Origin of the sequence: Endozoicomonas sp. 8E, assembly GCF_032883915.1 — a bacterium.
Taxonomy (GTDB): Bacteria; Pseudomonadota; Gammaproteobacteria; order Pseudomonadales; family Endozoicomonadaceae; genus Endozoicomonas_A.
The window spans coordinates 1,525,077-1,536,646 of the sequence record NZ_CP120717.1; the positions used below are offsets into that span (position 1 = coordinate 1,525,077).

General features: G+C 48.8%; 6 protein-coding genes. 1 reads left to right on the plus strand and 5 read right to left on the minus strand.

Annotated elements, in window-relative coordinates; translation table 11 throughout:
- Positions 1 to 255 precede the first annotated feature (255 nt).
- The 3 genes from P6910_RS05505 to P6910_RS05515 form a co-directional block, all read right to left on the minus strand.
- Positions 256 to 975 carry a papain-like cysteine protease family protein gene (locus P6910_RS05505; RefSeq protein WP_317145282.1) on the minus strand — a complete coding sequence of 240 codons (720 nt, stop codon included), beginning with the start codon at positions 973 to 975 and terminating at the stop codon, positions 256 to 258.
- Positions 976 to 1,028: 53 nt separating this feature from the next.
- On the minus strand, positions 1,029 to 1,157 hold the full coding sequence (locus tag P6910_RS05510; RefSeq protein ID WP_317145283.1) for a hypothetical protein: 129 nt from the start codon (positions 1,155 to 1,157) through the stop codon (positions 1,029 to 1,031).
- Between the two features lie 458 nt (positions 1,158 to 1,615).
- Positions 1,616 to 4,720, minus strand: a complete 3,105-nt coding sequence (locus tag P6910_RS05515) for a hypothetical protein (RefSeq protein WP_317145284.1) — start codon at positions 4,718 to 4,720, stop codon at positions 1,616 to 1,618.
- A gap of 38 nt (positions 4,721 to 4,758) precedes the next feature.
- Here P6910_RS05515 and P6910_RS05520 point away from each other — a divergent pair, with 38 nt between their 5' ends.
- On the plus strand, positions 4,759 to 4,971 hold the full coding sequence (locus tag P6910_RS05520) for a hypothetical protein (RefSeq protein WP_317145285.1): 213 nt from the start codon (positions 4,759 to 4,761) through the stop codon (positions 4,969 to 4,971).
- A 246-nt stretch (positions 4,972 to 5,217) separates the two neighbouring features.
- Here the strand turns inward: P6910_RS05520 and P6910_RS05525 are convergent, their stop codons facing one another.
- Together P6910_RS05525 and P6910_RS05530 are read right to left on the minus strand one after the other, a co-directional pair.
- Positions 5,218 to 8,286, minus strand: coding sequence for a hypothetical protein (locus P6910_RS05525; protein ID WP_317145286.1), 3,069 nt, complete (start codon positions 8,284 to 8,286; stop codon positions 5,218 to 5,220).
- A 120-nt stretch (positions 8,287 to 8,406) separates the two neighbouring features.
- Positions 8,407 to 11,478 carry a hypothetical protein gene (locus tag P6910_RS05530; RefSeq protein ID WP_317145287.1) on the minus strand — a complete coding sequence of 1,024 codons (3,072 nt, stop codon included), beginning with the start codon at positions 11,476 to 11,478 and terminating at the stop codon, positions 8,407 to 8,409.
- Positions 11,479 to 11,570 lie beyond the last annotated feature (92 nt).

The window sequence follows — 11,570 nt, forward strand, 5'->3', positions numbered from 1 at the left end:
CGGGGTTTTACCGGTCGGTCCGAGATGCCTGTGGATATCTGCAAATCATCCTCACGGAATGCTTTGGAAAGTCACCGCAAGGTTGGGTGCTAATCGGGGTGACTCTTTCCTATGTTCCGTGTCGGAATGCATACACCTCAAAAACCGGGCTTTAAAACCTGAGATAAGGTATAGGTTCCCTCGCTGGGTGCCACAGGGCACGACAGCATGGGAACCTGAGTTTTGCGACAGCCGCTCCAGCATAGGCGAGGTACATCATTGTCGACGGTTAAGGCGCTCTTTTACTCTGGCAACTAGACTATCAAAATCCTCTGAAGGTTCTGGATCTTCTGAGTCAGCTTTTATTGTAATGATGCCTGTTGGAAGTATGTCATCAGCAGTCTTGTTTTGTGCAAGAAATGCTTCTAATTCATTTTCTGAAATCAGTGTCTGCAACCACTCTACAGGTTCTATTTGACTACCTCCGGACCACGGATCATGAATGACTAATTTATCACCCATAATGCCTATTAACAGGGCGTAATGACCATAGAAGCAATTTTCTCGATATTTGAGAAGAATAGGTGTCTCGGCGATGAGTTCAGTTAAAGACTCAACGAATGCTTCTTGAGTGTAAGAAGAATCAGGAAATTGCAACTCAGATAATTTGAAATTTGAACGAATAGTCTCTTCGTAAAATTCTTCTAAGGGGAATCCTTTAAATATACTTCTCGGGTTAGTAGAAAGTGATTCAACTTTTTTTGAATTTATACTGGTAACAAATAATGGCTTGTCACCATAAAACCTTCTGAGCATTTCTACACAGGCATCACCACAGAGATTAACATGCCCTTGATGAATGTACTTAACAGGATGAATGTGACTTTTGAGCTCTACACTCCTTCCTTTGAACTTTTTCTGTTCAGCTTCTAATTTTGTTGTGTCATTAGTAGCATTAAAACCCCAAATTGTTCCGAGCGGTCCTCTTAGTTTCATACTTTATCCATTTTTTAGTTATCGAATTTTCAGAGGGTGTCGCAAAACTCTGGTTACCATGCTTTCAGGCCCTGTAACTCGCCGCGTGGGGGGTGTTCCTTTTTTCGCTTCTTCTTGTCAGGTGTTTTATTCAGTGACTGAAGTGAGGGAGGTAAATCTCTTTTGTTTTCAATACTGGGCATTGCGAATTCCTTTTCATGGGTTTTTTCTATTACTAGTTGTATAGCAAAAACCTATGCACGGGACAAATTGCAGAATGGAATGGACCGGGAAGCGATTCCCGCCATAATACTTAAAATGACTGCGGGGGAAAAATCCGGCTTTATGCCACAGAGGTGGTCTACCCCTTTTTACCGCTGCTATTCTAAAAACCTATTCAGTATTTTCTTTGGCACCAGCATTTCCCGTTCTCTCGGGAAGCCATTGTTGTTAAAGTAGCGACGCTTCTCGCTGACCACAGCAATACCCCGCTCCTTCAGCACTTCTCGATTCCCGCCTTCGCGGGAATGACGACCTCAGAGCGTCGGAACCAGAGTTTTGCGATACCCTCTCCCTATGGGGGGGTATATTTTTTAGAGTCACTGGCTGGCGAAAAGTTCCGCCAGGTTGCTGCTGTCTGAAGTTGCATTTCATGGTGGGATCAATGGATTTTACAGGCCCACTCTGCTGGCGCGCTTTGTGCGTCAAGTTTCGCTATCTTCTTAGGCACCAGCATTTCCTTTTCTCTCGGGAAACTATTGTTGTTAAAGTAGCGACGCTTCTCGCTGACCACAGCAATACCCCGCTCCTTCAGCACTTCTCGGGCATCCTCCGAATGCAGTGTTTCCTGCGTCAAGGTGCCCGGATTCATCCGTATACCTTCGTTCTTCAGCCGCTGCACCTCTTGCTCTATTGCCTGTTGTGTGGCCGGGCTCAGCAGCGACGGGTCATGTTCGTACTGCATCTTTTCCAACAGCGTCATTCCGGCCGGAATCGTCACCTGTCCCAGATCATACCCGCTGTTGTGAATGCCATAAGTGATCCCTTTGTTCTGATCGGCCCTGCAGGCTTTGTGGCTGGGGTCTGAACAGACAATAATTCCAGCCTCCTGAGCGATTTTGCGCCGGACATTGTCATCAATAAACTGGTTCATTCTCTGCACTGGCTCTGTGGTCCATTCAAAGTTTTCAAAGATCTTTGAGCCATTGTCGAGCAGGCCGTAGACTTGGGTGTAGTTTTTTTTGCGCTGATCCAGAAGTGACCCGGTTACCCGCGCCAGATCAGCCGCACCGTGCATGGCGGCTTCCAGATGGCGTTGGAATTCACTTTTGTTGTCAGGCTCGGAGCTAAACTCTTCGGTCAGCTGCCAGGGTAAGTCAAGACGGTTTGCGTCAAAACCCAGAGGTCGAGTCACCGTTAATCCGGGAAAATCAGCCCCAACCCCGCAACCACGGATAACATCCATTCGATCCGCAAAGCGTAATATGCGCAAATACCATCGCACTGGCTCAGACAGGTTCTGCTCCTCTTCACCCTTAACATCGTTTTCCTTGCTGACTATCGCCTTTGCCATATCAGCCAGCAGCTTTTCAGGGTAGTGTCCGGCCAGGTCCCGTTTGAAATATTCAGCTGAACTTGATTCTTCCACTGATTTGTCGACATCTTCGGCTGTCGCATCATGGTAGATAATCGCCAGAGAAAGGAGTTCTTTTTCTTGCGGGCGCAAGAAACGTTGCTGAAATTTCTCCAGCAACTCCATATACCAAAGCCCATTATTCCTGGCCCGCAGGACGTGACTGCAGCTGTGCAGTGGTTTCCACACGGTTGGCATGGTCTGTTTGACAAGGCACTGGATTACCCGCTCTGGTCCCGGACGGCGGTAGTAATGTTGCAATACCTTCAGGATGGTTTTTTCATTATCGCCGACATTGTCAGGCAGGACTGGTGGTGTGCTGAACGCGTCCACTACAAACTGTAATGCCGCTGGTAGCTCGGTTGCCAATGGTGTTGCCGATGCGCCGGTATCGTTCAGGCCGAGAGATTGTTTCAGGTCCTTAACTTCCCGCTGAGCCTGCCGGACATGCTCTGGCCAATTCTGGTAGAAAGGATATTTTTCCCGTTGAGCCCGAAGGTTTTCAAGCCATTTGATATAATCATCCAGGGATAAATCATCAATAATCTTCTCTCCATTTTCATATCCGCTTGCATGATGGACTTTAAGGCGATTCAGAACGTCATTGTCCAGAGAAACTCCGTAATGAAACAGCGCCAGTAAAAGGGACTGGAGGGTGTTGAGAGTTGGAGGATTAAAGTTAACCACATGGTGTATTATTAACTTTTCCAGAAAGCTTTGCCGCTGCTGTTGGGTGGTTTCCCGGCAGATTCGGTCAAATTCAATGACGTTTCCCGGGCAACCGGTTAAAGGTAGTCTCCGGAGATGATTCAGGGTCAGAAAATCAAATGGAGCAAAGGCAGGCAAAACATAGTTCATAATGCTCAGTGGCATTAATGCATGCATGCAATCATCCATATTGAAAATGGGTGGAAAATTCTTTTCCAGTCTTGCACCGCTCTGCAGAAGCAGCCGACATAAGCGGCAGGCTTCGTCCGCCTGTTTCTGGATTTGCTTGTGCTTTGGCCGGTCGTTTCTGATCAATTCGGAAACCAGTAACATTCCAAGTAAAGATTCAACACGTCCTTCATGAGGAAAAAACTGGTGAATTGGCAAGCCACTTTGTTCCAATTCCAGAAGCCTCTCACAACTGTAATGACGGGGATCACTTACCAGCTTGATGGCTTCTTGCAGTAGGTGCATGGCATCTGGGTCAGCTGAGATAGTTGATTCCGAACTCAGTGCTTTTGCCCGCAAAGGCATTGGCAGCAAATTCAGCATGGCTCTCAAATGCTCTGGAGATAAGCCCTGTGAGAACGCAAAATCATTCAGAGAATTCTCATTGCTGGCCAGGTGCGGACTTTCCAGCTCATCATCAAAACAGACCTCTACAGAACCTGTGCGGTGGCAATAAACCACCAGAGGCAAGGAGCCAAGGTTCAGTAAAGTTTCACACTGATTCTTATGCCAAAGGATATCGGAAATATTTATTTGTGCGTCCTTGTACACGCAAAAGCATTTAACGTCTTCCATCTGGTAGTTGGTGAGTACCAGTTCAGGGTAATTTTGAAAGTGGGATTTATCGCCGGGTTTCAACTTTGGTAAACTGAATGTTCCGTCTTTTTGCAGATGTCCCGAGGTGAAACGAGGATAAACTCCCCAGACAACTTTATTGGTGCGCTCAAGAAGTGCGTCGTGCAGTGATTGCAGGTCAGGCAGTTGTTTTACAAGCCATTTATCCGCATTATAGCCCTTCTGCACAAAAAAGGTATCGGCATCGCGTTTGTAGACGTACAGGCATTGGGGGTTAACAATGCCTGGCATCCATTTACCGAAACCATCTGATATGGGCTCAGTAGGCATCATCTTCCCCGGCAGAGCGAGGGTGAAGGGTCTTGGTGCTCCCTTACCCGAAAAGTAATCTTTTTCTTTGGTGTATTGAATTCGCCGAAACGCCAGGCGTCCACTGGCGGCAGCTTCCTTCAGCTCCTGTCGCTCAGACTCTCTGGAATCATGGGGTCGCAGCCTGCTGGTTGGTTCGCAGACTGTCCATTGGCCAGAGGCCGTTGGCGACTGGGTGTCTAACTTTGCTCGCTTTGATTGAGGGCGAGGATAAAGGCTCGCAGAGGTCCCCACTGCATGGGAAACATTCATGGTCATACTCCTGTAAAACTTACTGCTTCCCCACGAGGGTGTCGCAAAACTCTCTCCAGCCATGGAACGAGTTGACTCCCGTCATTCCCGGTTTCATTCTCGTCGTTCCCGACTTCATTCTCGTCATTCCCGACTTCATTCTCGTCATTCCCGACTTCATTCTCGTCATTCCCGACTTCATTCTCGTCATTCCCGACTTCATTCTCGTCATTCCCGCGAAGGCGGGAATCCACACTGACTCACCGCCATAACCCTACTGCCCGGTGCCCCCCTGGCCTTGTCATCCCCGAGAAGGCAGAGATCCACCTTTGGCGCTGGATTCCCGCCTTCGCGGGAATGACGACCTCAGAGCATGGGAACGAGCTGTTGGAGTTTTGCGACACCCTCTCCCTATGGGGCGCTTGTATTTTTTTAGAGTCACTGGCTGGCGAAAAGTTCCGCCAGGTTGCTGCTGTTTGAAGTTGCATTTCACAGCCAGATCAAAGGATTTTACAGGTCTACTCTGCCGACGCGCTCTGAGCATCAGGCTTCGCTATCTTCTTTGGCACCAGCATTTCCCGTTCTCTCGGGAAGCCATCGTTGGTAAAGTAGGGGCGCTTCTCGCTGACCACGGCAATACCCCGTTGTTTCAGCACCTTTTGGGCTTGCTCCGAAGTCAGCGTTTTTTGCGTCAAGGTGCCGAGATTCATCCGAATACCTTCGCTCTTAAGCCGCAGCACCTCGTCCTCTATTGCCTGAAGTGTTGCCGGGCTCAGCAGCGACGGGTCGTGTTCATACTGCATCTTTTCCAGCAGCGTCATTCCGGCCGGAAGCGCCACCTGTCTCAGATCATCCCCGCTGTTATGAATACCATAAGTGATCCCTTTGTTCTGATCAGCCCTGCAGGCTTTGTGGCTCCGGTCTGAACAGACAATAATTCCGGCCTCCTGAGCTATTTTTCGCCGAACATTGTCATCAATTAACTGGTTCATTCTTCGCACTGGCTCAGTTGTCCATTCAAAGTTTTCAGAGATCTTTGCGCCATTGTCTTTCAGACCGTAGACTTGGGTGTAGTTTTTTTTGCGCTGATCCAGAAGCGGCCCGGTTACCCGCGCCAAATCAGCCGCACCGTGCATGGCGGCTTCCAGATGGCGTTGGAATTCACTCTTGTTGAAAGACCAGGAGCTAAACTCACCGGTCAGCTGCGATGGTAAGTCAAGACGTGTAGCGTCAAAACCCAGAGTTCGAGTCACTGTTAATCCGGGAAAATCAGCCCCAACCCCGGAACCACGGATAACATCCATTCGATCTGCAAAGCGTAGTATGCGCAGATACCAGCGCACAGCGTCAGGCAGGTTCTGCTCCTCTTTACCCTTAACATCGTTTTCCTTGCTGACTATCGCCTTTGCCATATCAGCCAGCAGCTTTGCAGGATAGTGCCCGGCCAGATCCCGTTTGAAATAATCAGCTGAACTTGATTCTTCCATTGATTTGTCGACATCTTCGGCAGCCGCATCATGGTAGATAATCGCCAGCGACAGGAGTTCTTTTTCGTCCGGGCGCAAGGAGCATTGTTGAAATTTCTCCAGCAATTCAATATACCAGTGCCCATTATTCCTGGCCCGCAGGACATGACTGCAGCTGTGCAGTGGTTTCCACACGGTTGGTATGGTTTGCATGCCAAGTCTCTGGATCACCCGTTCCGCTCCCGGACGGCGGTAATAATGTTGCAATACCTTCAGAATGGTTTTTTCATTATCGCCGACAAGATCAGGCAGGACTGGCGCTGTGCTGAAGGCGTCCACCACAAACTTTAATGCCGTTGGTGTTTCGGTTGCCAATGGTGTTGCCAGATTGTGAGAATCGTCCAGACCGAGAGATTGTCTCAGATCTTTGATGTCCTGCTGAGCCTGCCGGACATGCCTTGGCCAATTCTGGTAGAAAGGATATGTTTCCCGTTGCTCCCATAGTTTTTTGACCCATTTGACATAATCAGCCACGGAAAAATCATCAATGATATTTTCATCTTCTTGGCGATACATATCCAGATGGCATTCAAGACTATCCAGAACGTTTTTGTCCACGGCAACCTGGTAATGAAACAGGGCCAATAAGCTGAGCTGAATATGTTTGAGGGTTCTATTCTTCAGAGTTACCACATAATTTAATACCCTTGTCAGGCATTCCTGCCGTTGCAGTTTATTCTGACCACGGCAGATACGGTCAAATTCAACGACGCTACCCGGGCAGCCGGTCAAAGGGTACCATTTGAGATGTTCCAGAGTCAGGAACTCAAATGGAGCAGAGGCAGCTACCAAACAATTGAATATCCCAGCCGGGATTGCCGGTCCAAAGATACCCGCCATGCGCTCAATGAGATATACATACCCATCCAGCCTCGCACCGCTGCGCAGAAGCAACTGACATAAGCGCTGGGCTTCGTCCTCCTGTTTCCGGGTCTGATCGTGTTCTGGCCGCTCGTTTCTGAGTATTTCGGAGTCCAGCAGCATGCCAAGTAAAGATCGAACTCTTCCTTTATGAAAAAAACGCTGGTGGATTGGCAGGCCACTTTGTTTTAACTCCAGAAGCTCTTCATAACTGTAAAGAAAGGGATCACTGACCAGCTCGATGGCCTGTTGTTGTTTGTGTATGACATCCGGATCAACTGAGACGGTTGACTCCGAACTCAGTGCCTTTGCTCGCAAAGACATGGGCAGCAGATTCAGGATGTCTCTGAAATGATCTGGAGCCAGGCCCTGTGAAAACGCAAAATCATCCAGAGAACGCTCATTCCTGGTCAGATACAGACTGTCCAGCTCATCAGCAAAATAGACCTGTACAGAACCTGTGCGATGGCAATAAACAACCAGAGGCAAGGGGTCAATCTGCAATAAAAATTCACAGAGATACTTATCCCGCAGGATGTCGGAAATATTTGTTTGTGAATCGTTGTAAACGCAAAAGCATTGGATGTCTTTCTTGCGGTAATTAGTCAGCACCAGTTCAGGGTAACATTCCAGGCGGGAATAATTGCCAGTTTTCAATTTTGGTAAACTGAAGGTTCCGTCCGCTTGCAGATGTCCCGAGGTGAAACGAGGATAAACTCCCCAGGTAACCTTATTGGCATGCTCAATGAGTCCGTCGAACAATGATTGCCGATCAGAGAGTAGTTTTACATCCAGTTTATCCGCATCTGCGCCCAACTCCAGATACCGGGTGGTGGCATCACGTTTGTAAACGAACAGGCATTGGGGGTTAGTAATGCCCACCATCCATTCACCGCAATCATCTGGCAGGGGCATAGAGGGCATCATCTCTCCCGGCAGGGCGAGTGTGAAGGGTCTTGGTGCTCCCTTACCCGAGAAGTAATCGTTTTCTTCAGTCAATCTGATGCGCCGAAACGCCAGGCGTCCACTCTCAGCTGCCCGAAGTAGCTGTTGTCGTTCGGACTCCCTGGGATGAGGGGGTAGCAGCTTGCTGGTCGATTCACAGACTGTCCATTGGCCAGAAGCCGTTACCGATTGGGTGTCAAAATTTGTTGTAGGGCACAGGCTCTGAGAGGTTCCCGTTCCATGGGTAATATTCATGGCAATACTCCTGTAAGACTTATTACTTAACCATTTCCTGAAGGTAAACCTAAGAGTCTTTGGAGTAACTATCTGGCAAAAAGTTCCATTAGGGTCCCACTAAAGTCCGCAGCCGCATTTTCATAGCGAGATCAAAGGATTTTGTCGGCTATCCTCTGCTGGCGCAGTCTGAGCATCAGGCTTCTCCATCTTCTTTGGCACCAGCATTTCCCGTTCTTTCGGGAATCCATCTGCGGCAAAGTAGTGACGTTTCTCGCTAACCACAGCGATACCCCGATCCTCCAGCACTTTTTGGGCTTCCTCCGAATCCAGCGTTTCCTGGGTCAAGGTGCCCGTATTCATCCGAATACCTTCACTCTTCAGCCGCTGCACCTCTTCCTCTATTGCCTGTTGTGTTGCCGGGCTCAGCAGTGACGGGTCATGTTCGAACTGCATCTTTTCCAACAATGTCATTGCGGCCGGAATCCTCACCTGCCTCAGATCGTACCAGCTGTTATGAATACCATAAGTGATCCCTTTGTTCTGATCCGCCTTGCAGGTTTTGTGACTGGGGTCTGAACAGGTAATAATTCCGGCCTTTTTGGCAATTTTGCGGCGAACATTATCATCAATAAACCGGTCCATTCCTTGCACGGGCTCCGCTGTCCGGTCAAATTGCAGGGTGATTTTTTTGCCATCAGGCATCAGGCCGTAGACTTTGGCGTAGGGATTTTTGCGCTGGTCCACAGGGTTCGTGGTTGTTACCTGCACCAGGTCAGCCGCACCGTGCATGGCGGCTTCCAGGTGCCGTTGGAATTCAGTTTTGTGGTCAGGCTTGCTGGTAAAATGCCTGGCCCACTGGTCTGGCAAGTCAAGATAAGAAGGGTTGAAAAACTCGGGCTGAGTCGCCAACCCGGGAAATTCAGGCTCAACGATATTGCGAATAAATTCCATACGATCGGCAAAGCGTAATATACGCAGATACCAGCGCACGGTTTCAGACAGCTTCTGAACCGCTATACCATCAATATCGTTTTTCATATTGACCATCGCCAGGGCGACCTCATCCAGTAGCTTTTCAGGGAAATGCCCGGTCAGGTCCCGTTTGAAGTAAACAGCTGACCTGGTTTTTACTTCCGATTTGTCGACATCTTCAGCTGCGGCATTCTGATAAATAATGGCCAGTGGCAGGAGACTTTTTTCGACTGGATTAAAACAGTGAACCTGACATCGCTCCAGCAATTCCATATACCAGAGCCCATTATTCCTGGCTCGCAGGGCATGATTGCAAGAGTGATTATTTTTCCATGGTTTTAGAAAGATTTTGTTTAGGCTGGCCACTACCCGCTCCGGTCCCGGGCGACGGTAATAATGCTGTAACACCTTCAGGATGGTGTCTTCATTGTCGCCGACATTATCTGGCAAGACCGGCGGTTTGCTGAATGCATCCACCATTAACTGTAACGCCGGTGTCAACGATGCCAAGCGATCCACCGGCAGATCGAGGGAATCTTTCAGTGCCTTGAGTTGCTGATTGGCCTTTTCGACATGTGCTGGCCAATTCCGGAAGAGGGGATGAGTATTCCGTTCATGCCAAAGTGTTTTAATCCATTCGATGTAACCAGCTACGGATAAATTATCAATAAGCGTTTCACCGTCATACCGCTTCAGATTGCTTCTAACAGCATCCAAAACGTCTTCGTCCAGGACAGCGCCGAAATGAAACAAGGCTATCAGGAAGGGCTCCAGGGTATCCAGGGTTGTTTTCTTCTGATAAAGCCGCTTAAAAGATAATCCCTCTTTCAGGCAGCTCTGCCGTTGCTGATCATTGTACTCCTGGCAGATTCGGTCAAATTCAACAATGCCTCCAGGACAACCAGTCAATGGTATATTCCAAAGGTTTTCCAAGGTAAGGAACTTAAACGGACCAAAGGCAGCCACCATATAATTGAACATGTCCGGTGGCATAAAAAGTTGACTATAAATTCCCATCCGTCTGAAATGGCGCCAGCCCCACGCAGTCAGTATGGCCCCGTTCTTCAAAAGCAGCCGAAGTAATGGGGCAACTTCATCAGCCCGGAATTCCGTTACCCGGTCATGGGCATTGTATCTGTCTATTTCAGAAATCAGGAGCAGATCAAGCAAAGAAGTCATTTTTCCTTCATGGAAAAAGCAGCGGTGAATGTGCAAACCACTCTCTTGCAATTCCAGAAGCTTCTGGCGACTGTTGGGACAGGGATTACTCACCAGCTCGATGGCCTGTTGCCATTTATGTTGATCATCCGGCGGGATGGAAAATCCTGACCTCAATGCCTCTGCTTGCAAATGCATTGGCAATAATTTCATTATGTCCATGATTTTGGATAAAGATTTCCGGGAAGGATCAAAATCCAGACAAGGCTCAATCAGGGTCAGATGTTCAGAGTCAAGTTCATCATCATAACAAACCTCCGCAGACCCGGTGTCGGGGCAAAAAACAACCAGTGGCAGGGGGGGCAGGCTCAATGCCTGCTCACACTCACGCTTTTTCTGCAGAATATCCGAAATATTTCCACGGACATTACTCATAACAAAAAAGCATTTGATGTCTGCTTTTCCATTGTTGGTGACCACGAGTTGTGGACAGGGTACGGAGCCTGACGAATAGACTGAACCAGCTTTGTGGCTATCGTATTTGCCGGGCTTCAGTTTCGGTAAGCTGAACCTTCCGTCCGCCCCCAGATGTCCTGAGGTAAAACGTTTATACACCTCCCACCCGGCTTGTTCTTGTACCTCTTTATCTTTTTCAGCCAATGATTGCAGATCAGACAGTAATTTTACGTCCAGTTTATCCGCCTCTGCGCCTTGTTTCAGCGGCCATTCACCTGGATCTTGTTTGTAGACATACAGGCAATCGGGGTCGACAATGCCTACCGTCCATTGACCTCTCGGGCTACCGTGTTGCATCCCCTGCAAGGCAAGGGTATAGGATCCTGGTGTGCCGTTGTCATTAAAGCAACTGGCTACTTCGGCTGGTTCAATTTGCCGAATCGCCAGACGCCCACTCTCCGCCGCCTGACGCAGTGCCTGACGCTCAATTTCTCTGGAAGGCCCGGGTAGCTGTTTGGTCGGCTCGGTGGTTGTCCATTGGCCAGAGGCTGTTACCGACTGGGTGTTAAGGTTTGGTTGATGACAGGGCTGTGCCGGGTGTTGTATGCTCCCGAAAGTATTCATAATGATGCTCCAATAATCGTTATTATTTCCCTTCCTTGAGGGCCGATAGTCTTATTAGAGCGACTCACTGGTAAAAAGTTCCGTCAGGATCT

What these genes read in the sequence shown, in the direction of transcription:
- P6910_RS05525 (WP_317145286.1), bottom strand. Translation starts at nt 8,286, where the DNA reads ATGAATATTACCCATGGAACGGGAACCTCTCAGAGCCTGTGCCCTACA.
- P6910_RS05515 (WP_317145284.1), bottom strand. Translation starts at nt 4,720, where the DNA reads ATGAATGTTTCCCATGCAGTGGGGACCTCTGCGAGCCTTTATCCTCGC.
- P6910_RS05505 (WP_317145282.1), bottom strand. Translation starts at nt 975, where the DNA reads ATGAAACTAAGAGGACCGCTCGGAACAATTTGGGGTTTTAATGCTACT.
- P6910_RS05510 (WP_317145283.1), bottom strand. Translation starts at nt 1,157, where the DNA reads ATGCCCAGTATTGAAAACAAAAGAGATTTACCTCCCTCACTTCAGTCA.
- P6910_RS05530 (WP_317145287.1), bottom strand. Translation starts at nt 11,478, where the DNA reads ATGAATACTTTCGGGAGCATACAACACCCGGCACAGCCCTGTCATCAA.